This is a genomic window from Xylanibacter caecicola, assembly GCF_013166515.1.
GTDB lineage: Bacteria > Bacteroidota > Bacteroidia > Bacteroidales > Bacteroidaceae > Prevotella > Prevotella caecicola.
On the sequence record NZ_JABKKJ010000002.1, the window covers coordinates 113,420 to 138,365 of the forward strand.

Here is a 24,946-nt window from a genome sequence, read left to right on the forward strand (position 1 = left end):
GGCTAAGACATGACAACGGACAAATGGGGAGTGCTGTATTGTCCCAAATACCGCACGGGCAGCAGACATAAATATTGGGAGAAAGTAAGAAAGACGCTGTGCGACAACGGCATAGACTTCGACTTTGTGCAAAGTGAGAGCGAGGGAAGTGTGGTGCGTCTCATCAACATGATGATAAACAACGGATACAGAACCATTGTCATTGTGGGTGGCGACTCGGCTCTTAACGATGCCGTAAACTGTCTTATGGCGGTGGAAAAAGACGTACGCGATGCCGTTGCCCTGGGTGTTATACCCAATGGGGTGATGAACGACTTTGCCCGTTATTGGGGAATAAAGGAGGGCGATGTGGAGAATATTGTGGCGTGGATGAAAAAGCGCAGGGTGAGAAAAATAGACCTTGGATGCCTGAGATATACGGACAACAGGGGCGAAAGGCATTCACGCTATTTCCTCAACTGTGTCAATATAGGCTTTATCGCCAACGTCATGAACCTTCGTGAGCGCACGCGTCGGTTTTTCGGTTCGCGCACGTTGTCCATGCTTTTCTCTTTGTTGCTGCTTGTCTTCCAGCGCCTTGAATATAAGATGCACCTTAAAATAAACTCCGATGTGATAAAGCGTAAGATTATGACTGTGTGCATAGGCAATGCCTCGGGCTATGGGCAGACGCCAAGTGCGGTACCTTACAACGGGATGCTTGACGTGTCGGTGGTGTATCATCCGGGAATTACACAGGTGTTCGAGGGCTTCTATTATCTTCTGTCCGGAGCATTCCTTAACCATAAGAGCGTTCATCCGTACCGTACGCGCGAAGTTGTTGTAGAAAAGGCACGCCATGCCCTGGTGAGCATTGACGGAAGACTGATAAGAAAGCCCGTGGGAAGCTATAAGGTAAGCGTGGAGCAGGAGGTGATAAACTTTATCATACCCGACTGACTGACGGGCTTATCCTTTTGATGATATCCTAACGAGTTCGTCGTCGTGTATTATCTTGATTTTCTTTCCGTCTATGGTTATGATCTTTTCATCGGCAAATGCCGAGAGAGTGCGTATGGCATTGCTCGTAGTCATATTGGAAAGGTTTGCAAGATCTTCGCGACTAAGGTTTATTCCCAATGTCGAACCGTCTTCTTTAACGCCGTATTTCTCTTTAAGGAAGAGCAACGCCTCGGCAAGTCGTCCGCGGATGTGCTTTTGTGTAAGGTTTATTGTGCGTGTGTCCGAGTTGCCAAGTTCGGTGGATAGCTGTCTGATGAAAAACTTGCAGATGTTTATGTTTTCGTTCATCAGTTGCAACAGCGTGTCGAGATGTATTAGAGCCACTACCGACGGTTCGAATGCCATTGCACTTGTCATGTAATCCTCATCGGCAAAGAACGGTCTGAATCCGAAAATGTCCTGCGGTTTAACCACACGTATTATCTGCTCGCGACCATATACGCCCTCCTTGCATATCTTTATCTTGCCCTTGATGAGGCACATCATGTATTGGGGACTGTCTGATTTCCTGTATATGAAGTCGTTTTTCTCAAAGCATTTTATCGTAATGTCGCGATGTATTGCATCCCGCTCGTTGTCTGTCAGCGGTTCCCAAACGTCGCATATAAACTTTGCAGCTTTATCCTTGTTCTCTTCAATTTCCATGACGATTTATTCAATCCACAATGTCTTTACCTTGAAAGTATTGTGCAAAAGTACAACTTTTCCACGTAAAAGAGGCACACCGATGTTATCCTTTTATGTTATAGAGCATAAAAAAGGGGGTTGTCGGGGAAAAAAGAAAGCTTTTATTTTGCCTTGAACGATAAAATTAGTATTTTTGAACGTCTTATAGTTGTGTGCCGTATGTCTGCGGTGTATGACTTTGATAAATTTGATACAGAGAAACATTTTAAACCTTAATAGAATAACTATGAGTTATCTTCGATTCGAGAAGGCTCTTATGACAAACTTGGAAGAATCACTTTCGAGAGAGTTGTTGCGTACCAACCGCTCAGGTGCCTATTCCTGTTCCACTATTGTTGATTGTAACACCCGCAAGTATCATGGACTGTTTGTCGTTCCTGTTCCGGAACTGGACGACGAGAACTATGTGTTGCTTTCATCAATGGATGTCACGGTGATACAGCACGGTGCGGAATTTAACCTTGGACTACACAAGTACCAAGGGAACAACTACAGTCCTAAGGGCCACAAGTACATTCGTGAGTTTGATTGTGATAAAGTTCCCACAACACTATATCGTGTGGGAGGAGTGTTGCTGAAGAAAGAGGTTGTGTTCCAGCATCATGAGGACCGCCTCCTTATACGCTATACACTTGTCGATGCGCATAGTGCCACGACGGTACGCTTCAAACCTTTCCTCGCTTTCCGCAGCGTTCGGCAGTTTACGCATGAGAACGGTACCGCAAGCCGTGAATACCATTTGGTAGACAATGGCATAAAGACGCGCATGTATGCCGGATATCCCGAACTTTATATGCAGTTCAGCAAGAAGAACGAGTTCGTGTTCAGTCCCGACTGGTATCGTGGCGTTGAGTATCCCAAAGAGCAGGAGCGCGGGTATGCTTCAAACGAGGACCTTTATGTTCCCGGATATTTTGAGATGAACATAAAGAAAGGCGAGAGCATTGTCTTTGCGGCGTCGACATCTGAAATAAAGTCTTCGGGACTGAAGAAACTGTTCGACAAGGAAGTGGACACACGTTCTCCGCGTGACAACTTCTTCCATTGTCTTGTAAATGCCGCTCATCAGTTCCATAACAGCAAGGGGGACGGAGAGGATTATCTGCTTGCCGGATATCCATGGTTCAAGTGCCGTGCCCGCGACACGTTCATCTCATTGCCCGGACTGACTCTGTCCATAGGCGAGCAGGACTACTTTGAAGAGGTGATGAAGACAGCAGAGAAAGGACTTCGCGAGTTTATGGAAGGCAAGCCGTTGTCTGTCAAGATATACGAAATGGAACATCCCGATGTGCCTCTGTGGGCGATATGGGCTGTGCAGCAATATGCAAAGACCGCGGGCGAAGCCGCATGTATGGAGAAATACGGCAGACTTGTTGCCGATATCGTGAATTTTGTCATAGAGGGAGGACATCCCAATATGCGTCTCGATGAAAACGGACTTGTTTATTCGGACGGACGCCACAAGGCTGTTACATGGATGAACTCGTCGGTAAACGGCAATCCCGTCGTTCCACGCACCGGATATATCGTTGAGTTCAATGCTCTTTGGTTCAATGCACTTAAATTTGCAGCAAAACTTGCGGCAATAGCAGGCAACGAAGAGACCGCAACCGCACTGGAGACACGTGCCGAACTGTGCAAGTCTTCGTTTGTGTCAACGTTCCTCAATGATTACGGTTATCTGTTTGACTATGTCGACGGCAATATGATGGATTGGAGTGTTCGCCCCAATATGATATTTGCCGTGGCTCTCGACTACTCGCCCCTGTCGCAGGATCAGAAGAAAGGCGTGCTCGATGTATGTACGCGCGAGCTGCTCACACCCAAGGGCTTGCGCTCGCTTTCTCCTAAGAGCGGAGGCTACAATCCTATGTATGTAGGTTCGCAGATACAGCGCGACTATGCTTATCATCAAGGTACGGCGTGGCCATGGCTGGGCGGTTTCTACATGGAGGCTTGCCTGAAGTTGTATAAGCGTACAAGACTTAGCTTTATAGAGAGACAGATGGTAGGATATGAAGACGAGATGACGCTGAACTGTATCGGTACCATACCGGAACTGTCTGACGGCAATCCGCCGTTCAGGGCACGCGGTGCAATGTCGTTTGCAATGAACGTTGCCGAAATATTGCGAACTCTCGATTTACTTGAAAAATACACATATATTAAATAAAGGAGGAGCGATATGAAAGTATTAATGTTTGGATGGGAGTATCCTCCTCACGTATTCGGTGGACTCGCCACAGCCAATTTTGGTATAACTGAAGGACTGCACGCGCAGGGCGACATGGAGATTACGCTTTGTCTGCCCAAGCCATGGGGAGACGAAGACAGGTCGGCGGCAAACATAATAGCCATGAATGCGGTTCCTGTTGCATGGCGCGATGTAGACTATGAATATGTAAAGAACCGTGTGGGCAATGTTATGGATCCCGAACTTTATTACAAGTTGCGCGACCATATATATGCCGACTTCAACTATATGCACCTTAACGACCTTGGCGGAATAGACTTTGCAGGAGGATATCCTTCCAACCTACATGAGGAGATAAACAACTATTCCATCATTACCGGAGTGGTTGCCCGCCAGCAGGAATTCGACATCATTCATGCACACGACTGGCTTACTTATCCGGCTGGTATACATGCAAAGCGTGTCAGCGGCAAGCCATTGTGCATACATGTGCATGCAACCGACTTCGACCGCAGCCGCGGAAAGGTTAATCCTACCGTTTATTCAATCGAGAAAGACGGTATGGACAATGCCGACTGCATAATGTGTGTGAGCGAACTTACACGCCAGACGGTCATCAACCAGTATCATCAGGATCCGCGCAAGTGTTTTACGGTACATAATGCAGTTTATCCTTTGCGTCAGGAACTTCAGGATATACCGCGTCCCGACCATACGGACAAGGAAAAGGTGGTGACTTTCCTCGGGCGTCTCACCATGCAGAAAGGACCGGAATATTTTGTCGAGGCTGCCAACATGGTGCTTCACCGCACACGTAACGTGCGCTTCTGCATGGCAGGAAGCGGCGACATGATGGATGCCATGATTTATCTTGCTGCTGAGAGAGGTATTGCAGACCGTTTCCATTTCCCCGGATTTATGCGCGGTAAACAGGTTTATGAGTGCCTGAAGGACTCCGATGTGTATGTTATGCCTTCAGTAAGCGAGCCGTTCGGTATATCACCTCTTGAGGCAATGCAGTGCGGTACTCCGACAATCATATCGAAACAGAGCGGATGTGCCGAGATTCTGGACAACTGTATTAAGGTGGACTATTGGGATATACATGCCCTTGCAGATGCCATATATTCCATTTGTCACAACGAAAGTCTGTTCCGTTATTTGCAGGAAGAGGGTAAACGTGAGGTGGATCAGATTACATGGGAGAAGGTAGGACTGTGGATACGCGAACTTTATGAGCGTACACTCGGCATGAGATAAGACGCCAAATAAGATGAGTCTGATAGTCCCATAATTCTAATAAAACAAAAAATAAAACAACAATGAAAACAATATGCTTATACTTTGAGATACACCAGATAATACATCTCAAGAGATACCGTTTCTTCGATATAGGTACGGACCACTATTATTATGACGATTTTGAAAATGAGCGCAGCATAAGCGACATCGCAGAGCGCTCGTATATGCCGGCGCTCAATGCCTTTCAGGAAATGATAAAGGAGCACGGCAAGTATTTCAAGCTTGCGTTCTCGCTCTCGGGTGTGGGAATAGAACAGCTTGAGATGCATGCACCGCAAGTATTGGCAAAGTTGCAGGAACTTAATGAGACAGGTTGTGTGGAGTTTCTTGCAGAGCCTTACTCTCACGGATTATCGGCACTTGCCAATGAAGAGACATTTGCCGCCGATGTAAAGAAGCAGGCAAAGAAGATGAAGGAGTACTTCGGCAAACAGCCCACAGTGCTGCGCAACTCTTCGCTCATATATAGTGACGACATTGGTGCGCAGGCTGCAGCAATGGGCTTCAAGGGAATGCTGACTGAAGGTGCAAAGCATGCTCTTGGTTGGAAGTCGCCGCACTATGTATACAACTGTGCAATGGCTCCGAACCTCAAGCTGTTGTTGCGCGATGTAGACCTCAGTGATGACATAAGCTTGCGCTTTAACAATAGTGATTGGGACGGTTATCCGCTTTTTGCAGATACATATATCAACCGCATTGCGTCGATGCCTGCTGACGAACAGGTAATAAACATCTTCATGGAGCTTTCTGCTCTTGGCATTGCCCAACCGTTGTCGTCCAATATTCTTGAGTTTATCAAGGCTCTTCCTGCATGTGCCAAGGAACGTGGCATGACATTCTCTACTCCTACTGAGATTTGTATGAAGATGAACAGTGTCGGCAGTCTGGATGTTCCCGACACACTGTCGTGGGTCGATGAGGAGCGTGACGTAAGCTGCTGGCTTGGAAACCCGATGCAGCGCGAGGCATTCAATAAGCTGTACAGCGTTGCCGACCGTCTGCGCATTGCCAATGACCCACGCATAAATCAGGACTGGGATTATCTGCAGGCAAGCAACAACTTCCGCTTCATGACGACAAAGCCGTCGAACGTAGGTCTCGATCGTGGCATATATACATCTCCGTTTGATGCTTTCACCAACTATATGAACATCCTCGGCGATTTCATAAACCGTGTGAACAGTCTCTATCCTGAAGAGATTGACAACGAGGAACTCAACTCGTTGCTTACTACAATCAAGAATCAGGGTGATGAAATAGAGATGAAAGACAAGGAGATAGACCGTCTTAAAGCCAAGGTGGCAAAGATGCAGGCTGAAGAGAAGCCTGCGGAAGAGGCTCCAAAGGCAAAGAAGACAACCAGAAAGCCTGCCGCTAAGAAGGCAACGGCAGCAAAGACAAAAAAGAAGACAGAGGCAGAAAAGAAGGATTGATGTCATGTCGATATATAAAAACGGGCGGTTCAAATAATAACGAACCGCCCGTTTTTATGTATATGACTTATATTTAACGTGAGTTTGGAATAAGTAAATCCTAACACGTATGGTGTTAAAATATATTTCGCTTTGTTAATTCTGTCACTGGACTTTGTAAGAGAAAAACCTTGAAATAGAAATATTATTGCACAAAATGTGCTGTTTTGTGCGTTGTTTTTATAGTTCTTGTGCATTGAAACGGGTAAATTTATGCACAAAACAGAGGTTTCTGTGCAACAGATATGTATCAGAACACTGTTTTTAACATTTAGTTTGCCTGTTTCTACCGTTTTTTACACTCCGAAAAGCACGGATGAAGTGGTGAAAATGCGGTAATAGATGCTGTTTTACTTGGTAAAACAGCATTCTTTAGGGTGTAATATACGCTTCGTTATGTCGTAAAACGGCGTGCTTTACCTTGTAATATAGCCCTCTTTACCTTGCAATATAGCCTTCTTTACAAAGTGATGAAGCCTTAATTACAAGGTAAAGAGGGCTATATTACAAGGTAAGGAAAGTCTTATTTGTGAAAATTCGAGCGGTAATCCTTTGATAATCATTGGTTTATAATGAAATAGAGCCGTCTTTAATATCTTTTATGTGAGAGAATGCTGTGATTGAACACATGCTTGCTGAGATTTGATTATACGGGAGAAAGACGTGAGTTGTGCGCGTTGTCGTGTTAAATGAAATACGAGAATTGTTAATTAATGTGTAATAAGTGAGGCAAAATGGGTAGGGAGAAATCTGGTAAAGACATCCGGTTGTTATCCCGAAACTTATATTTATATAAAGCAGTGTTTTAGTAATTAAATATGTTTTCTTTTTCAGAAAGAGATAAAAATATCTCTTAATTATATAATAAGTGCCTTATTCTTAAAAGGTGTCTCTGCTTTATATTAGTATGTTTTTCAGTGTATATTGTTTGAATGTTTCGTGAAACACAATATTTTCCTTTTAAAGTGAAATATGATGCTCCGGAGCTTCATGTTGTTATGTGTAAATAAATATGATCTTAGACAGTTCTGTAATAATAATTTAATGTCAATATGATTGTTTTTATCGGATTAATTATATAAATTTGCAACATAATTATTTCAATTAGTTAATTTAAAACTTTATTATTATGAACAAAATTTTACGCATTTCATTACTTAGTTTATTGATGGTGTTCTGCGGAACGACGTTTGCACAGACAGTTATTGATTTTGATAATAACTATGCTACATTGTTTCCTACACTTAAAGGAACATCTACTAATACAGACAAATCTGGAGATTTCACAGAAGCTACAACTTCAACTCCTGTAAGTGGAATAACAGTTACGGTATCGGCTAAGACAAGCGGAAGCAGTGAGAACCGTATTTGGAGCGGTTCACCCCGTTTGCGTATGTACAGTGGAACTCTGACTGTTAAGGCAGATAAGACAATAAAGGCTATTGAATTTACATGCGCAAGTACTCCGAAATTTAATCTTAGTACTACAACAGGGACTCTTACAGGACTTAAATGGGAAGGAAGTGCTAATGAAATAGTCTTTAATTGTGGTGGCAATACTCAGATAAAGTCGATAACGGTTTTTGTAGAAGGTGAAGAGATACCCGATCTTTCAAACACTCCGGAAACAGCTTATACTGTAGCTAAGGCAAATGAACTTATAGCAGCAGGTGTTGGTTTGGATGCAGAGGTTTATGTAAAGGGTATTATTTCAGAAATAAAGAATGTTGATACAGGGCAATACGGCAATGCAGAATATGCTATTTCTGATGATGGAACAGCAACAGGACAGCTTGTAGTATATCGTGGATATTATCTTAACAAAGAGAAGTTTACTTCTGCAGATCAGATAAAGGTTGGTGATGCAGTTATTGTTTGCGGTAAGCTTGTAAACTTTAATGGAACTTATGAGTTCACTTCTGGAAATTATATCCATTCTTTGAATGGAACAACTGGCATCAACAATCCTACTGTAAATGTTCTTGACAAGAACGCTCCGGTTTACAACCTCGCAGGTCAGCGCGTAAGCATGGACGCTAAGGGTATCCTTATACAGAACGGCAGGAAGTTCATCAACAAGTAAAGAACAGTTTTGACGATATAAATTAAGGAGAATGCTTGACGGCATTCTCCTTTTTATTTAGTACATATATTGTTGTGTCTTGTATATTATGGATTTTATTATTAAATTTGCAAATGACTATAAATCAGATGATATGAACGAATACAACAAATATATACGCTTTGACTGGGCTGCCAAGCGCATGTTGCGCGACAAGGCTAACTTCGGTGTGCTCGAAGGTCTTATAACCGTACTCCTTAACGAAGAGGTGAAGATTGTAGAGATACTTGAGAGTGAGGGCAATCAGGATTATGAGTACGACAAGTTCAACCGTGTAGATATAAAAGCAAAGAACAGCAAGGGAGAGATAATAATAGTGGAGATACAGCTTACGCGTGAGTTGTACTATCTGGAACGTATATTGTACGGTGTGGCAAAGGCTATAACCGAGCATATAAATCTTGGTGATAAATATGACAAGGTAAAGAAGATATACTCCATAAGCATTCTTTACTTTGACCTCGGTCAGGGTTCGGACTTCCTTTATCACGGGCAGGTAGTGTTTACCGGTGTGCATACCAAGGACACACTGCGCATAAGCAGCAAGGACAACGACATAATACAGATGAAAGCTCCCGAGGGTATCTTCCCCGAATATTTCATCATACGCGTAAACGAGTTCAACAAGGTTGCCACCACGCCTTTGGAGGAGTGGGTGGATTACCTAAAATCCGGTAATATAAACGATAACACCAAGGCACCGGGACTTGGAGAAGCCCGTAAAAAACTTCAATATCTTGCGATGAACAAGAGCGAGCGCGTGGCATACGACAAACATATAGATGCCATAATGGTGCAAAATGACGTGTTGGATACTGCTAAAATGGAAGGTCGTGCGGAAGGACGTGCAGAAGGTCGTGCGGAAGGTCGTGCAGAAGGAATAGCCGAGGGTCGCGCCGAAGGGCGTGCCGAAGGTATACTGGAAGAGAAGAAGGCTACAGCTCTTAAGATGAAAGAAATGGGAATTCCTGTCGGAACGATATGCCAGATAACAGGGCTGCCGGAAAATGAGGTTAATAAATTGTGACAATAAACGTCAATGCCTTTGCAGCGTTTCATATTCAATTTAATAAAGGGTGTGTTCAGGTGCATCCTTTATTTTTTGTCATTATGCAAACAGATGAATATTTATATCATATATAAAGGCTGGGCTTATACATGATTTTTTGTTAAAACTAATAGGACAAATAGCCATATATCTGTTATACAGATAGTTTAAAACTATTTTTATGTATTGTAAAATGTAAATGTTTTGTATATTTGCCGATAGTAAAATCAGGTGTGATATATAGCCGGATAATTTAAATTTCTAATAAACATAAATCTTTTATGACAAAACAAACTTTATTAAAAACACTGCTCTTCCTCTTTGCAGGATTAATTCCACTTGGGGGGGCGGCGCAGCAGACAAAACTTGTTGCGTGGGAATTTGATACAAGTAACAATCAAGTTCCGGACAATCAGATTATCAATGCCACTACCGGTAGCGGTACGGTCAGTTTCTTTTCAACAGGAAATTACACTGTTGTTCCTGAAGACCGTGCTTACGGATGTGTAAAGTTCACGGCAGGCTCAAACAGCGGTCTTACCGATGCAGACTGGACAAATCCTGAAAAACATAACAACTATATTCAGGCTGAGTTCTCCACGACAGGCTATCAGAAACCTGTTGTATCGTTTGCCATGGCTGCCGATACAGGAACAAAATGGCGTCTTGTATACTCTGCAAACGGTGGTGAGTCGTGGGTGGATGCCGGTGAGTATGAAACCGATCAGCACTGGGGTACGGCAAAGACGTTTGATAACATCGCAGTGAATGCCACAAACAAAGAAAAAGTAATATTCCGCATCCTTAATGTTACAAACGGCAACCGTGGCTCATATGACAGCCGTTTCAAGTCGTTTGTTGTGATGGCAGAGGAATATAGCCTTCCTTCTTATAATAATGAGCAGGGAACCATAACATGGCCGTTCGACCTCGGTACAGAAGGACAGACCGGAACATATTCGCCTGCAAATATAGCAGATGCTTTCAAGAACAACTTCATAGAACTGGGCGGTAATCTATCATATAGCGGAACCGGAAAACCCAATGACAGTGATATTATCCAGACAAAGATAAAGTCTGCGTCAAAAGAAAGCGGTCCGTCAGATAATAATAAGTTGAATTTCCTTTTCACTACAAAGACTGGCATTAAGTTTACACCTACAAAAGTTTCGTTTACAGGCACGCGCTATGGTACCGGAAGCGGAAACATGGACATAAACTGGCTGAACTCGGATGGGACAACTATCAGCCTTGCCACAGGTCAGAAGCCTGAGCGTAACAATCAGGGTACAGCGAACCATACTGATTACAGCTACAGCATTAGTTCCGCACCGCAGTCTGAGGGTATATGTGGCTTGAATATAAATATTTACAATCTTGATCCAAATAAGGAGCTTGGTTTTGCCAATATCGTAATAGAGGGTATCCTTGACGGTCAGCTTGCAGATGTACGTCAGTGCAAGGTAACAGTTACGGTGTCTCCCGAAGGAGCCGGTACGGCAAAGGTAAGTCCCGTAGGCAACGAATTTGACGAAGGGACAGAGATTACATTGTCGCAGACAAAGAACTTCGGATATAAGTTCAAGAATTGGACCGATGCAACAGGCAAGGAGCTTTCTACAGAAGAAAGTTTCAAATATATACTGAACGATGATGCTGTGATAACGGCAAACTACGAGAAGTTGAACACATACGCCCTTTCTTATAATGTGGCAGGCGGTGCCAACGATTATATGGTGACACTCTCGCCGGAACCAAACGTTATAGACGGAAAGAACATGTATGAGGACGGAACAAAGGTTACACTGACGGCAGCGAGCAATCCTATCCTGACATTCACAAACTGGAGCACGGGAGAGACAAGCTCTGAGATTGCAGTTACGATGACTGAAGATACAGAGGTAACGGCAAACTATGACGCTGTGGACTTCGTTGCCGCATGGGACTTTGAGAAGAGCGGTGGAGACGGTCGTAAAGCCGACTTTTACAGTGCAGACAATGATGTTGCGCAGCTTGTTCTGCGTACAGCCGACGGTGCAACATCTGGCTGGCTCGACAAGAGCAATCAGGCAGCCGGAGGATATGAGGGACGTCCTGGCGCGGTGAACTGGCGCACGACAGGTCTTGGCGAATACTACTGGCAGACACAGCTCAACTGTGCTGCGTTTACCGATATAAATGTAAAGACTGCCATGACATTTAATTATAATGCTTATTCTACATATAATGTTGAGTATTCTCTTGACGGACAAGAGTGGAAACAAGCTGCAGCAATCACTATTCCCGGTGCAAAGACATGGGTGGATGCAGAATTCACTCTGCCGGCAGAGTGCAACAACCAGACAGCTGTATATCTTCGCTGGATAGCAGACAAGACATCCAAGGTGAAGGGAACACAGTCTAATAATGACGGTATCTGTCTTGGAGCAACATGGATATTGGGTAAGGCACAAATTGTTGATGACGGTACGGCACCGAAACTCGTCTCTACTGTTCCTGCCGAGGGTAACACCACTGCATCTGCAAACGGAAAGATCGTACTTACGTTTGATGAGAAGGTGAAGGTGGCAGACGGTGCTGTTGCAACTCTCGGAACACAGACACTTACACCGTCTGTTTCAGGCAAGACTGTTATCTTCGAGTATAAGGGTCTTGACTACTCTACAGCCTATACATTCACATTGCCTGCAAACAAGGTTGCCGACCTTACGGACAACTATCTCGCAGACGAGATTGTGATTAATTTCACAACAAAGACACGTCCTGCCGTAGAAAAGGCGATGTACGACTTTATCGTGCCTGATGACGGAACGTTCAACGAGGCTATAACGGCAGCCAACAGCCGTGCATCGAAAGACAAGCGTTTCTACATTTTCGTGAAAGACGGTAGCTATGAGGCTAAGAACACTAATGGCGGAACTGTTATAGGTTCTGACAATAAGACATATCCTTCTGTTACAACCGACCTGACGGCATCTAATGTCTCTATCATCGGTGAGAGCATGAACGGAACGGTTGTCTTTAACAAACCTACAAATCTAATAGAGGGTCTTGGCAAGGCAACAAACCTCTGCATACAGAACAATGTTGCAAATACCTATATACAGGATCTTACGCTTACGAATACGCTTGGCGACAATGGTCGTGCGGCAGTGCTTCAGGACCGTGGTAACAAGACAATATGCAAGACTGTTAACCTTGACGGTTTCCAAGATACTTATTACAGCAATCAGAACGGTTCACGTTTCTATTTTGAGACATCCACCCTTGGCGGTCGTGTAGATTTCCTCTGTGGTGGCGGTGACGTTGTGTATAATCAGTGTGACCTTGTTATAAAAGGCGACGGTACAAAGATTACCGCAGCCGCAGCTCCTGCAAAGTATGGATATGTGTTCCTCGATTGTACTATAAAGGGTGACAAAAAGTTTGACGGTCAGTTCACGCTCGGTCGTCCATGGAGCTCAGGTGCATGTAAGGTGTATTACGTAAACACAACAATGGAGATTCTTCCGACAGCTGCCGGCTGGGAAGAGATGAACGGAGGATGGCCTGCTGTTTTCAAGGAATATAACAGCCATACAGCAAGCGGAACTCCGGTAAGTCTTGCAAACCGTAAGATAGAGTTTGGAGAAACAAGAGAAGACGGACAGATTGTAACAGAGGCAAAGCCTGTTCCCGGCACGCGCATTCCTCTTACAGAAGAGGAGGTGGCAGAACTTACCATCGCAAATGTAATGGGTGGCGCAGACAACTGGGATCCGACAGCAGCAACAGAGCAGGCTTCAGCTCCTGTTAATGTCAAGATAAAAGGTACGGAGCTTACATGGGACAACAGCAACTATGTTCTCTGCTGGGCTGTATGCAAGGACGGTAAGGTTGTTGCGTTCACAACAGAGCCTGCCTATACGGCAGACGACGCAACGGCAACATGGTCTGTACGTGCGGCAAACGAGATGGGCGGTCTTGGCGAGGCAACAGTGGCAACCGTTGCAACAGGCATCGATGAGATAAACGGTGCGGGCAATGAAAATGTTGCGGGCACGGCATATTACAACCTTCAGGGCATACGCGTAAGCAAGGACTATAAGGGAGTTGTGATAAAGGTCGACACAATGCTCGACGGCAAGCAGGTTTCTACGAAAATCATGAAATAATTTGTAAATATAGATTAGATTAGTAAGAGGGGTTAGCCCGACGTGATGTCGGGCTAACCTTTTTTGTTGGGGCGATAGGGCAAATTGGTCTAATCGCCCTATTAGGCTAATTAGTCTTATTTGTCCTATTAGCCCTATTAGTCTTATTAGCCCAATTAGTTTGATTAACATCTCATCCAGCTCTCAAAAAAGGTTAATTAAAAGCTGTTGGCTGTCAGCCTGTAAGAAAAAAGTAATATCTTTGCCGTTATGGTAAAGGAAAGAGAAATGAGATGGGAGACGCTGGATAGCGAGTATGTCATCAGGCGCCCGTGGCTCACGGCGCGCCGCGATAAGGTGCGGCTGCCAACAGGAGCCGTTAATGATGAATATTATGTGCTTGAATATCCCGACTGGGTAAATGTCATAGCAATAACCGCTGACGGCATGTTTGTTTTCGTGAGACAATATCGTCACGGCATAGCCGAGACTTCTTTTGAGATATGCGCCGGCGTGATGGAAGACGGCGAGCAGCCTGTCGATGCCATAAAGCGTGAACTTGAGGAGGAGACGGGATATGCAGGAGGCAGGTGGACGGAACTGATGACATTGTCGCAGAACTCGAGCACATGCAACAACATTACCCATTGTTTCGTTGCGGAAGGTGTGGAGAAAAAGCACATGCAGCATCTTGACGACACTGAGGACATCGACGTGTTCTTGTTTACGAAGGACGAGGTGCGCGGCATGCTTGAGCGCAATGAAATAAAGCAGGCTCTTATGGCTGCGCCGTTGTGGAGATATATCTGCAACGGTGTGTAGTGAACGTTAATAATATCGATGTATATGAAAGACGAGTTTGTTTCGCTTTTGCGTTCAACCGGACGTACAGGTGTGGATGCAGTGATTGGATATCTTGAAAAGTCGGGCTTCTTTGATGCTCCTGCGTCCGTGCAGAGACATCTCAGCCGCAACGGAGGGCTGCTCGAACATTCGCTCAACGTGTGCCGCGTGGCACTGAAGCTGCGCGAGGCAATGACAGTCCTGAAGCCCGGTGTTGAGGGCAGGCTGCCGGAAGACAGCGTGATAATAGCTTCGCTGTTGCACGATGTATGTAAAAGCAATATATACCACAAGACGACCAAGTATCGTAAGAACGTGCAGGGACGGTGGGAGCCTTATGAAGGCTACGAAGTGGACTACTCCCGTTTTCCCGTAGGGCATGGCGAGAAGTCGGTCATAATGCTTCTTCGTCTCGGACTGGAGCTTACCAATGACGAGATAGTGGCGATACGCTGGCACATGTCTGCGTGGAACCTTGCCTTTCAGAGCTATGAGGATAAGTGCAATATCAGTGCCGCAGCAGAGGGATATCCTCTTCTTGCCCTGATACAGGCTGCCGACGGGCTGGCGGCGAACATGTTGGAAAGCGGAATTAATAATTAATTAAGAATTAAGGATTAAGAATTAAGAATTGGGCGGGTGCAGGGTTAGGCTATTGGGCTAATCTGCCTTATGGGGCTTATTGGTCTTATTAGTCTTATATGTCTTATAGGTCTCATTAGCCTTATAAGTCTTATTTGCCCTATTTGTCCTATTAAACAATAAAGCGATGAACAACAGGATTACACAATTATTCGGAATAAAATATCCCATAATACAGGGCGGCATGGTATGGTGCAGCGGCTGGCGTCTCGCCTCTGCCGTGAGCAATGCCGGAGGGTTGGGGCTGCTTGGTGCAGGCTCCATGCACCCGGAGATGCTGGTTGAGCATATACGTAAGATGAAGGGGGCAACGGACAAGCCGTGGGGTGTCAATGTGCCCCTGATGTATCCGGAGATAGACCGCCTTATGCAGATTATCACCGGTGAGGGCGTAAAGATTGTCTTTACATCCGCGGGTAGTCCCAAGAAATACACACCCGTGCTTCACGATGCCGGCATAAAGGTTGCACATGTTGTGTCGGGCAGCCGCTTTGCCTTGAAATGCCTTGAGGCTGGCGTGGATGCTGTCGTTGCCGAAGGATTTGAGGCGGGCGGGCATAACGGCCGTGAAGAGACCACCACGTTTACGCTCATACCCCAGGTGCGTCGCAGCGTGTCCATACCCCTGATAGCAGCCGGCGGCATAGTGTCGGGCAGTGGCATTCTTGCCGCTGAGGCTCTTGGTGCGGACGGTGTGCAGATAGGCACGTTGTTTGCACTGAGCCGTGAAAGCTCGGCAAGCAGTGAGTTTAAGCAGAGATGTGTGGCAATGGACGAGGGCGGCACAATGCTGTGCCTTAAAAAGCTGTCGCCGACACGTCTTGTCAAAAACAGTCTTTACGAACGTATTGCCGAAGCTGAGGCGCGCGGGGCATCGGCGGATGAGCTGCGTGACATCCTCGGGCGTGCGGCTTCCAAACGCGGTATCTTCGAGGGTGATATTGTCAACGGAGAACTGGAGATAGGGCAGGCGGCATCGTATATAAAAGATGTGCTGCCTGTTAGTGAAATAATGGATACACTTGTTGCCGAGTATGAGGAGTGCAAGGCACGGATTGGTTGAATATCAGGAATTTGACGTTTTATGCAAATCCCTTAACATCGTAGGGACATTTTCTTGTAAATGTCCGTCCGTCTTACAGCCTTGAAATCAGTGGCTGTCCACCGGACATTTACAAGAAAATGTCCCTACAATTATGTTCCTCCGGCTATATATAAATGCCGGTAGGAGATATTTCAATGCTATTATTTGATTACCTTTCTTCCGTTCTGGATAAGGATACCCTTAGCTTCCTTGTTTACACGCTGACCTGCGAGGTTGTAAACGGGAGCGTTCTCGTTTGCTGTGGGAGCCACGTTGATATTGTTGATGCCGTTTGTACCACCTGTTGGAGTGAATGCGATGTCATAGAAGTTGATACCACCGCTTGCGCTTGACAAATAGAGTGTTGTTGCAGGACCTTCATAGCTTACGCTTGTTTTAACCGGAGCACCGGCAGGAGCGATAGATGTGGTGAATACAGCATCAAAAGTACCTGCTGCATAGTTCAAAGTTCTGTCGCTGCTACTGTTTGAAGAACATGCGATGACTGTTATTGTACAATTGCCAGGAACGTCAAAAGACAGTGTGCGTGCATCAGCAGAACCAGTTCCTCCTGTTTTCAATCGCTGTGTGTATTTTACGTCATCAACAGTTTTATTGTTTCCATCAATTACTACACTTGCCTCTGCACTTGCAGATACAGTGAGGCCTTCAATTGTTTCAGTTGCCGTAAATGTTTTTTTTGTTCCCAATTAGAGAAGTTCCATTCTTTTTGCGCGTTAGCACCTGCAACCATCATGGCTGCTGCAATAAGAGTAAAAAATTTTTTCATACTTTTTGATTTTGATTTAATAAATGATTAATAGTCTTTAAATAAATTATCGCAAAGGTAACAAATTATGCAAATTAGGGATATTGCGTGACACATGTAATTAATTGATAATCAAATAAATACCTTTTACGCTCTAAACGGCGGCATTTAATGTTCCAAAAGATGGCATATTGCAGTGTAAAAGACGGTTTATTACATGCTAATAGATCTGTTCTATGCTTCTGACAGGCAAAATTATGTCGAGAGAACTGTATCTGACAGGCTACATGTACAACCTCAAGCTCACATCATTTTTTATCTTTTTATGGTTTATCCGAATTTTGGAGTAATACGCCGTCATTATTGCCTGCGGGCTGAAAGCCCAATGATCGCATAGCCCATGGCAACGCCATGGGAATGGAAGCATAAGTGAAGCTGCGCCCTAAAGGGGCAAAAGCGTTAAAAACAGGCATTGTGTGCTTTGGCTGACAAATACACGGCATGCTATCAAAACTTACAGAAAAGACGCTTTTGCCCCTTCGAGGCGCAACCGTGATATAACAATTGTTCCCGAGGCGTTGCCTCGGGCTATGCGCTCATTGGGATTTCAGCCCGTAAAATAACACGCAAAATACCAATTAGTTTTATATCACTCCGAATTTCGGATAGACCTTTTTTATTTGATAAACACAATATAAATCACAGCATGTAATGATTTGCTGTTGCGCGTAAAATACATGCAGCATTATTCATTACATGTTTTATATTTTTTAACACAGCAAAAATGTAATTAATTTGCATAATTTGTTACCTTTGCGATACTTTATTTAAAGACTATTAATCATTTATTAAATCAAAATCAAAAAGTATGAAAAAATTTTTTACTCTTATTGCAGCAGCCATGATGGTTGCAGGTGCTAACGCGCAAGGGACATACGCAGTCCAAGAAGGAGATTCCATTTCTGCGGGTTTAAAAATTGAGAGTGTGCCAGGTGTGACTATGACATTTAGTGAAACTGGAGGTACTTTTATTGCAGGGAAAAAAGTAGCCAATTGGGTAGATGCTGATTTTGTTGCATATTCAAATGGAAGCGCTAACGGAAAATTTTCAGCAGGAACAGCACCTACTGGATGCTATTATAAGTTTGAAACTTCTAAAGATGGTGTTCTCACCGTTGGTATACAATTATCTCCAAACAAAGGATTCTTTGTTGCTGATAAAGATTTTGCCAGCGTAGAGTTAAGTTCATATAATCTCCCAGATAGTAAAGACGCTACAGAGTCTCAGACCCTTACAACAAACGAAAAAGGAGAACCCATAATTCCTGCAAGTGGCATAAAATCAAATGGTACTGTCACATTTAATGTCGCTGCGAATGGTACATATTATGTTCTTGCAACAGGTACTAAATTAGGATTTTTCGGTTTCAAGTTCACTACTACCAGTACCGGCATCAACGATATCAACGTGGCTCCCGTAGCAAACGAGAACGCTCCTGTTTACAACCTTGCAGGTCAGCGTGTAAGCAAGGAAGCTAAGGGTATCCTTATCCAGAACGGCAAGAAGTTCATCAACAACAACAAGTAATTAAAAAAACTTATAATAACAAAACCGGGGGCGGCAAAACATGCCGTCCCCGGTTTATTTTGTACAGATATATCCCAATGCCGTCTGTTCTGATTTTATTTTTCCAACAACCTCGGTTCGGGTGGATTTGCAATCCGCCCGCATCTATACATCATTAATAACACATAAGAATTGGCTCCATTGCGTGCGCGAGGGTGTTGCAGAACCTGAAGTTGTTCCACTGAAAGGAATAGCTGAATTTTGATACACCTTCACGAAAAATCCGCACGAACGGGGCTGTTTGCGGACAGTATGGCTTCTGAAACCTGCTTAATACATTTTAATTTTCCATATTAAATGTTGCGGCATTATGTTGTTTGCCTGTCAAATACTTATTTTTGCATCGGTCATACATATTTATATACAGATGAGCGAGATATTTATTATTGCAGGACTGATATTGCTGAACGGTGTCTTTGCCATGGCAGAGATAGCACTGATATCAGCGCGCAAGTCCAGTCTTTCGTGTGATGCAAAAAAAGGCAACAGGATGTCGGCACTTGCACTGAAACTTACGAAAGATCCCGACCGCTTTCTTTCCACCATACAGATTGGTATAACACTCATAGGAATACTTACGGGTATTTATTCGGGCAATAAGATTGCCGCCGATTTCTCCGGTTTCCTTGCCGGTGCCGGCTTTCCCGTGCGCTATGCTCCGGTTGTGGCACAGGCGGTGATTGTTGTCATCGTCACTTATCTAACCATTATCTTCGGCGAGCTTCTGCCGAAGCGCATCGGCATGGCAAAGTCAGAACAGGCGGCAAGGGCGCTGTCTCTTCCCATGTATGTGCTCTCGCGTGTGGGTGCGCCTTTCGTGTGGCTGCTGTCAAGGAGCACGTCGCTTGTCTTCGGCCTTCTCGGTCTGCGCGACAGAGGTTCAAAGGTTACGGAAGACGAGATAAAGTCTATTGTTAAAGAAGGTGCCGAGGTGGGGGAGGTGGCTCCCGTGGAGCAGGATATCGTGCAGCGCGTGTTTCAGGTGGGCGACCTCAAGATAGATTCAATAATGACCCACCGCAGTGACATTACGTGGCTTGCAATGACGATGAATGCCGGGGAGGTGCGCAGTGCCGTCAGTCGTGACATGCACTCCGTCTATCCCGTTGCAGGCAGTGATTTGGACGATGTAAAGGGTGTGGTGCTGATGAGCGACCTGTTTGTATCGTTGCACAAGGATGACTTCAAATTGTCTGACATACTGCGCAAGCCGCAGTTCTTTTATGAGAACATGGAGGTGTACGATGTTCTTGAGATAATGAAGAAGGAGCAATGCTGTTACGGTCTTGTGTGCGATGAATTCGGGGCATGCAGGGGCATGGTGACGCTGAAGGACATTCTTGAGTGCCTTGTAGGAAGCATCATAGAGGCTTCGGACGACGAGCCTTCCATTATTCCGCGTGTGGAAGGGAAGGAATGGTTTGTCGACGGGCAGTGCTCCATGTATGATTTTCTCGACTATTTCGGAAAAATGGACTTGTTGGAGAACACCGACTATAACACTGTGGCTGGTCTGTGCTTCCACGTGCTGGAGCATATCCCCGTGTGCGGGGAGAGCTTTACGTGGCAGATGTTCCGCTTCGAGGTTGTCGATATGGACGGTGCACGTATCGACAAGCTGTTTGTTACGAATGTGGAGCAGCCATAATCCTATGCTTTGCGCACTGTAACCCACAGCTTTACGGATCACAACCCATAGGGTTATGTACTGTTGTTGTCATTGTGCCGATATGCTTGTCGCGGTCATGCCTTGCGGTGTGCCATTGCCTTTGCAGCTACATATCCCGTTGTCCATGCAGCCTGCAGGTTAAATCCTCCTGTTATGGCATCGATGTCAAGAGCCTCGCCTGCGAAAAACAGTCCGGGTAAGGTGCGGCTTTCCATTGTCCGTGGGTTTATTTCTCCCAGTGCAACTCCGCCGCATGTTACAAATTCGTCCTTGAAGCGGTTTTTCCCGTCTACCGTGTATGTGTCGTTCGTCAGTGTGTTTGTAAGCCGGTTCAGGGTCTTGCGTCCCATTTCGGTCCATCGCTGTTCTGCATTAATCCCGCTTTTCTCCAGCAGCAGGAGCCACAGGCGGGAGTTGAGGGCATCGGGATAGACGCTTGCCAACTGTTTCTTCGGGTTCTTTATGGCGATGGATGTAAGCATGTCTGTCACTTCCGCCTCGTTCATCCAGCCGAGCCAGTTTATGTGCAGATGCGCCTTGTATCCGTTTTCATGCAGTGTGCGTGCTGCATACGATGACAGTTTGAGTATTGCCGGTCCGCTCATGCCCCAGTGGGTTATGAGCAGTGCCCCTTCTGCCTTGTGTCTTGTGCCTGCTATCCATGCCGTGGCATGCTCGACCACAGTGCCCGTCAGCCCTGTTATTCTGTTCTCGGGTATACATAGGCTGAAGAGGGACGGTACCGGTGATACCGTGTTGCCGGATGTTATCTCATGCAGCATGTTGAAGTCGCTTGCTTTGGCACATCCCCCTGTTGCCACCAGTACGGTGTCTGCATAGAATGGAGCGATGCTGCCGTCTGAGAATGAAATGCGGAACAGGTTCCCTGCACTGTTGTCTTCCGTTTTCTTTATTCCGCTTACTCTGTGCCCGGTCCGTAGCTTTATGCCTGTTTGGCGCATCAGCCGTGTCAGTGTGTTTACAATTTCCATTGCATCCTGTGACGCGGGGAACACGCATTCGTCTTCCTGCGTGACGAGTCTTATGCCCTCTGCCTCAAACCATTTGCAGGCATCTTCGTGGCTGAACTCCCTCAGGAGTCGCTTCATCAGCCGTTCGCCGCGCGGGTATGCCTCGGCGATGCTCTTTATGCCGCGGAAAGAGTTTGTTATGTTGCAGCGTCCTCCTCCGGTTATGGCAACCTTGGCAAGCGGTTTCCTGCCACCCTCGAACACCGTTATGTCGGCATCGGGCGACATGCGCTTTATGTTTATTGCCGCAAAACAACCGGCGGCTCCGGCTCCTATTATGGCAATTTTCATTGTCTTATCTTTATGTTTATGGCATGTTCAGCATTTCTCCTGTTATGTTTCATGACAAGAACGGTGCAAATATACTCAATTATTGTCAATAACGCCATTAAGCATCATCATGAAGTAAAGTCATATTTGTAATATTCATCGAACTTACGCTATTTATATTCCGAAGTGTCATTCTCTTGTGAGGGAGTGCCAAAATTCAACTCTTTCAACCTGTAGGGACTTTTTCTTGTAAATGTCCGTAAAAACAACACATAAAAATTGCTTTAAATAGGATAAAGCACGGACATTTACAAGAAAAAGTCCCTACACACAGGATGACACTTCGGATTGTATTATGTCGAACTAACGTTAAAGCCACTGGTGCGGTAAGCGACATTTCGCTTACCGCACCAGTGGCTTTAATGTTGTATGTTTATTCCGGTTACTGCACCCCGAAGTCCATCTGCTGCTTGTTCACCTCCTCAAGCGTGCGCCTTATCTCCTCGGCTGATGCTGCCGGCTGACTGTTGTCGTGCCGTTGCTGTGCAGCAACATGTGTGTTTGCTGTGGGCTTGTCCGTATAGCATGCCGGCATAGCGGCAGGTATGCTTTCGAACGTTATGGTGTCCGTGGCAGGAGCGTGGACACCTCCGAATGCCGCGCGAGCCGTAACCGTTATCTTGCCCGGCTTGCCGGTCGACTGTATCAGCACAGGTGCGCTTCCCCATTCAACCTGTCGCGGGTTGGCAAAGATTGATGCGTCGCCTATGATGCGTCCTTCTCCCTCTACTGTGAACAGGATGTTTTCCTTTGCAAGACGCTTCACGTTGCCGTTGTCGTCGGTTATCTCGGCTACAACAACTATGAAGTCGCTGCCGTCGGCAACAAGTTCCTTGCCCATTTTGTCGGCATAAAGGCGTATCTTCGTTGAGCGGCGCGACGGCATCTTCTTCTCTGTAACCACCACCTTGCCGTCCTTTATACCCTCGGCAACGAGCGACACGCGCTGCCAGTTGCGCTGCTTGTAGCTGTATTCGCGTGCCTTCCAGAAGTTCCAGAAGTCCTTAAACACAACCGGGGCACATGGTTTGTCGTTATCGTCGTGGACAACGGGCAGGGTAAGCACCTTGTCACCTTCGAACATTGTAAGGCGCACGCTGTCGCAGTTGCTGAACACCGTAACGTCATCGGACGACCACTGTGTCATCTCATTGGCAATGAACACCATCGGCTCTATATCGCGCTGCTGCGAGCGGAACATCTCGAAGGCATACTTCTTTTGGCGGAAGGCATCGTATATGCCGCCCCAGTACGGATCGGGATGATATCCGCGCTGGTGGTCGAACGGGTGCCACTGGCAGCCGCCGATGAACTGGCGCTGTGCATGGTGCATCTCGCCGTAAGTGTCGCAAAGGCTAAGTGCCTGCATGAGCTGCGGGCGCTCGCCCCATGAGCGTGAGGCACGGTTTATGTTGTTGTGCGCATACCAGTCGTCAACCATCTCGCCGAACTCGCGTGTGAATATGCACTTGTCATCTGGCGTCCCCTCCTTGCCTATGTCGTCCACCCAGCCATACAGCACGTCGTAGTTGTCCTTCACACCTTCGGAGTGCATGTCGGCGGCAGCACCCGGGCGACCGGGATAAGGAAACTCTTCGCGTGTAATCTGCAGTGCCTTCAGGGCGAAGTCTTTCGGATAGCGTGTCTCGTTGAGTATCGGTTCCCAAAGGAGCACGCTCGGATGGTTGCGGTCGCGGCGTATAATCTCACGCGTGTTCTTGTGTACAAGCTCTCCGAACTTAGGGTCTTTGTTCCAGTATTGCCACCCCGGAGTGGGCACGATTACAAACAGTCCCAGCTCATCGCAGGCATCCATGAACGACGGGTCCTGCGGATAGTGTGCCGCACGGATTATTATCATGCCGGCATCGCGCAGGCGCTTGGCGTCGCGCCACTGCTGTGAGTTGGGCAGTGCGTTGCCCACGTATGCGAAGTCCTGATGGCGGTTGCCGCCGATGAGCTGGTGGTAGGGTTTGCCGTTAAGCCAGAAGCCGTCCTTGCCGCGGAACTCCGCCTTGCGTATGCCCATGCGCACCATGCCTCCGTCGGTGTTTTTTCCGTTGTTGACAACGCTTATCTCCACATTATACAGATAAGGGCTTTCGGGCGACCACAGGTGCGGACGCTTTATAGTGGTGCCGAGCATTGCCGTGGCGTCTTTCCCGGCAGCTATGCTCAGGCTTTTCTTCATGGTTCCGACTGTTTTTCCGTCTTTGTCCTTTATCGTTGCGATGACGGTGGGACGGGCTGTCTTAGCCGATGTGTTGCCCACTTCGACGTTTACAAACACCTGTGCGCTCTTGTCGGTGATGTTGTCGTAGTGGAGGAATACGCCGCCGCCGGCAACCTTGTTCGCCTCTATGGCGTCGGTTATGGCAACGGGCGACTTGCCTATAAGCCACACATCGCGGTATATTCCGCCGTGATAGCAGAAGTCGAGCGCCGACTGTTTCTTTCCTGGAGGGAACGTCTTGTCATCGCTGTTGTCTGTCTTCACCGCTATGACACACTTGTCGCCGGGCTTTATGCCTTCTTTTGACAGATCGACGGTTATCGGCTGATAGCCGCCGAGATGGCTGCATGCCAATTTGCCGTTGACATATATCTCCTGCTTGCCCATTATCGCCTCGAAATGCAGTGTGATGTTCTTGCCTTTCATGTCTGCCGGCACGGTGAAGTGCTTGCGGTACCATGCGATGCCCTGATAGTTGCGACCTCCGCTTGCTTCTGCCGGCTCAAGCCGCAGTGTGTGCGGAACGGACACTACGTTCCAGTTCTTGTCGTCAAAATCGAGGGTCTCGGCTCCGGTCTTGTCACCGAGCATGAAACGCCAGCCTTGGTTGAAGTTGTAGATAATGCGACCGCTGTTGGCAACAGGATAGAGTCCTGCAACAGAAGTGTCTGCTGCTATGGCAGAGACGGTAGTGAAGAGAAGGGTTATTATTGTTGATAGTATCTTTCTCATTGTTGCTTGGTATTATGGTT

General features: G+C 46.3%; 17 protein-coding genes. 12 read left to right on the forward strand and 5 right to left on the reverse strand.

From position 1 onward, the window contains the following. Positions 1 to 9 precede the first annotated feature (9 nt). Positions 10 to 939 carry a diacylglycerol/lipid kinase family protein gene (locus tag HPS54_RS02185; protein WP_172343839.1) on the forward strand — a complete coding sequence of 310 codons (930 nt, stop codon included), beginning with the start codon at positions 10 to 12 and terminating at the stop codon, positions 937 to 939. A gap of 9 nt (positions 940 to 948) precedes the next feature. On the opposite strand, the gene HPS54_RS02190 is transcribed toward HPS54_RS02185, so the two are convergent. Beyond that, a complete protein-coding gene (locus HPS54_RS02190) occupies positions 949 to 1,647 on the reverse strand; it encodes a Crp/Fnr family transcriptional regulator (RefSeq protein ID WP_172343840.1) in 699 nt (232 codons plus the stop codon). A gap of 268 nt (positions 1,648 to 1,915) precedes the next feature. Here HPS54_RS02190 and HPS54_RS02195 point away from each other — a divergent pair, with 268 nt between their 5' ends. From HPS54_RS02195 to HPS54_RS02235, 9 genes are all read left to right on the forward strand, one after another. After that, positions 1,916 to 3,865: a glycogen debranching enzyme N-terminal domain-containing protein gene (locus HPS54_RS02195; RefSeq protein ID WP_172343841.1), complete on the forward strand. Its 1,950-nt coding sequence runs from the start codon at positions 1,916 to 1,918 to the stop codon at positions 3,863 to 3,865. A gap of 12 nt (positions 3,866 to 3,877) precedes the next feature. Then, positions 3,878 to 5,146: a glycosyltransferase family 4 protein gene (locus HPS54_RS02200; RefSeq protein ID WP_172343842.1), complete on the forward strand. Its 1,269-nt coding sequence runs from the start codon at positions 3,878 to 3,880 to the stop codon at positions 5,144 to 5,146. 62 nt (positions 5,147 to 5,208) lie between these two features. Next, positions 5,209 to 6,624: a glycoside hydrolase family 57 protein gene (locus tag HPS54_RS02205; protein WP_172343843.1), complete on the forward strand. Its 1,416-nt coding sequence runs from the start codon at positions 5,209 to 5,211 to the stop codon at positions 6,622 to 6,624. 1,168 nt (positions 6,625 to 7,792) lie between these two features. Beyond that, positions 7,793 to 8,746, forward strand: coding sequence for a hypothetical protein (locus HPS54_RS02210; RefSeq protein ID WP_172343844.1), 954 nt, complete (start codon positions 7,793 to 7,795; stop codon positions 8,744 to 8,746). 133 nt (positions 8,747 to 8,879) lie between these two features. Further along, positions 8,880 to 9,812: a PD-(D/E)XK nuclease family transposase gene (locus HPS54_RS02215; RefSeq protein ID WP_172343845.1), complete on the forward strand. Its 933-nt coding sequence runs from the start codon at positions 8,880 to 8,882 to the stop codon at positions 9,810 to 9,812. A gap of 302 nt (positions 9,813 to 10,114) precedes the next feature. Beyond that, complete coding sequence (locus HPS54_RS02220; RefSeq protein ID WP_172343846.1) at positions 10,115 to 13,987, forward strand: pectinesterase family protein; 3,873 nt, start codon at positions 10,115 to 10,117, stop codon at positions 13,985 to 13,987. Positions 13,988 to 14,236: 249 nt separating this feature from the next. Continuing rightward, positions 14,237 to 14,788, forward strand: a complete 552-nt coding sequence (locus tag HPS54_RS02225) for an NUDIX hydrolase (protein WP_172343847.1) — start codon at positions 14,237 to 14,239, stop codon at positions 14,786 to 14,788. Positions 14,789 to 14,812: 24 nt separating this feature from the next. Then, positions 14,813 to 15,412, forward strand: coding sequence for an HD domain-containing protein (locus HPS54_RS02230; protein ID WP_253951907.1), 600 nt, complete (start codon positions 14,813 to 14,815; stop codon positions 15,410 to 15,412). Positions 15,413 to 15,578: 166 nt separating this feature from the next. Continuing rightward, positions 15,579 to 16,514 (forward strand): NAD(P)H-dependent flavin oxidoreductase, encoded by a 936-nt coding sequence (locus HPS54_RS02235; RefSeq protein ID WP_172343848.1) that lies wholly within the window; start codon positions 15,579 to 15,581, stop codon positions 16,512 to 16,514. Positions 16,515 to 16,696: 182 nt separating this feature from the next. Here the strand turns inward: HPS54_RS02235 and HPS54_RS02240 are convergent, their stop codons facing one another. Together HPS54_RS02240 and HPS54_RS02245 are read right to left on the reverse strand one after the other, a co-directional pair. After that, on the reverse strand, positions 16,697 to 17,116 hold the full coding sequence (locus HPS54_RS02240) for a hypothetical protein (protein WP_172343749.1): 420 nt from the start codon (positions 17,114 to 17,116) through the stop codon (positions 16,697 to 16,699). Positions 17,117 to 17,166: 50 nt separating this feature from the next. Continuing rightward, positions 17,167 to 17,325 (reverse strand): hypothetical protein, encoded by a 159-nt coding sequence (locus tag HPS54_RS02245; protein WP_172343849.1) that lies wholly within the window; start codon positions 17,323 to 17,325, stop codon positions 17,167 to 17,169. An 847-nt stretch (positions 17,326 to 18,172) separates the two neighbouring features. Here HPS54_RS02245 and HPS54_RS02250 point away from each other — a divergent pair. Further along, positions 18,173 to 18,892: a hypothetical protein gene (locus HPS54_RS02250; RefSeq protein ID WP_172343750.1), complete on the forward strand. Its 720-nt coding sequence runs from the start codon at positions 18,173 to 18,175 to the stop codon at positions 18,890 to 18,892. Between the two features lie 406 nt (positions 18,893 to 19,298). Beyond that, the gene (locus HPS54_RS02255) at positions 19,299 to 20,579 is read left to right on the forward strand and encodes a hemolysin family protein (protein ID WP_172343850.1); all 1,281 of its coding nucleotides are present in this window, start codon (positions 19,299 to 19,301) and stop codon (positions 20,577 to 20,579) included. A gap of 95 nt (positions 20,580 to 20,674) precedes the next feature. Here the strand turns inward: HPS54_RS02255 and HPS54_RS02260 are convergent, their stop codons facing one another. Next, complete coding sequence (locus tag HPS54_RS02260) at positions 20,675 to 21,922, reverse strand: aminoacetone oxidase family FAD-binding enzyme (protein ID WP_172343851.1); 1,248 nt, start codon at positions 21,920 to 21,922, stop codon at positions 20,675 to 20,677. 421 nt (positions 21,923 to 22,343) lie between these two features. Continuing rightward, a complete protein-coding gene (locus HPS54_RS02265) occupies positions 22,344 to 24,926 on the reverse strand; it encodes a glycoside hydrolase family 2 protein (protein ID WP_172343852.1) in 2,583 nt (860 codons plus the stop codon). Positions 24,927 to 24,946 lie beyond the last annotated feature (20 nt).

What these genes read in the sequence shown, in the direction of transcription:
- HPS54_RS02250 (WP_172343750.1), top strand. Translation starts at nt 18,173, where the DNA reads ATGAAAAAATTTTTTACTCTTATTGCAGCAGCCATGATGGTTGCAGGT.
- HPS54_RS02225 (WP_172343847.1), top strand. Translation starts at nt 14,237, where the DNA reads ATGGTAAAGGAAAGAGAAATGAGATGGGAGACGCTGGATAGCGAGTAT.
- HPS54_RS02205 (WP_172343843.1), top strand. Translation starts at nt 5,209, where the DNA reads ATGAAAACAATATGCTTATACTTTGAGATACACCAGATAATACATCTC.
- HPS54_RS02195 (WP_172343841.1), top strand. Translation starts at nt 1,916, where the DNA reads ATGAGTTATCTTCGATTCGAGAAGGCTCTTATGACAAACTTGGAAGAA.
- HPS54_RS02190 (WP_172343840.1), bottom strand. Translation starts at nt 1,647, where the DNA reads ATGGAAATTGAAGAGAACAAGGATAAAGCTGCAAAGTTTATATGCGAC.
- HPS54_RS02215 (WP_172343845.1), top strand. Translation starts at nt 8,880, where the DNA reads ATGAACGAATACAACAAATATATACGCTTTGACTGGGCTGCCAAGCGC.
- HPS54_RS02210 (WP_172343844.1), top strand. Translation starts at nt 7,793, where the DNA reads ATGAACAAAATTTTACGCATTTCATTACTTAGTTTATTGATGGTGTTC.
- HPS54_RS02230 (WP_253951907.1), top strand. Translation starts at nt 14,813, where the DNA reads ATGAAAGACGAGTTTGTTTCGCTTTTGCGTTCAACCGGACGTACAGGT.
- HPS54_RS02260 (WP_172343851.1), bottom strand. Translation starts at nt 21,922, where the DNA reads ATGAAAATTGCCATAATAGGAGCCGGAGCCGCCGGTTGTTTTGCGGCA.
- HPS54_RS02235 (WP_172343848.1), top strand. Translation starts at nt 15,579, where the DNA reads ATGAACAACAGGATTACACAATTATTCGGAATAAAATATCCCATAATA.
- HPS54_RS02245 (WP_172343849.1), bottom strand. Translation starts at nt 17,325, where the DNA reads ATGAAAAAATTTTTTACTCTTATTGCAGCAGCCATGATGGTTGCAGGT.
- HPS54_RS02220 (WP_172343846.1), top strand. Translation starts at nt 10,115, where the DNA reads ATGACAAAACAAACTTTATTAAAAACACTGCTCTTCCTCTTTGCAGGA.
- HPS54_RS02265 (WP_172343852.1), bottom strand. Translation starts at nt 24,926, where the DNA reads ATGAGAAAGATACTATCAACAATAATAACCCTTCTCTTCACTACCGTC.
- HPS54_RS02255 (WP_172343850.1), top strand. Translation starts at nt 19,299, where the DNA reads ATGAGCGAGATATTTATTATTGCAGGACTGATATTGCTGAACGGTGTC.
- HPS54_RS02185 (WP_172343839.1), top strand. Translation starts at nt 10, where the DNA reads ATGACAACGGACAAATGGGGAGTGCTGTATTGTCCCAAATACCGCACG.
- HPS54_RS02200 (WP_172343842.1), top strand. Translation starts at nt 3,878, where the DNA reads ATGAAAGTATTAATGTTTGGATGGGAGTATCCTCCTCACGTATTCGGT.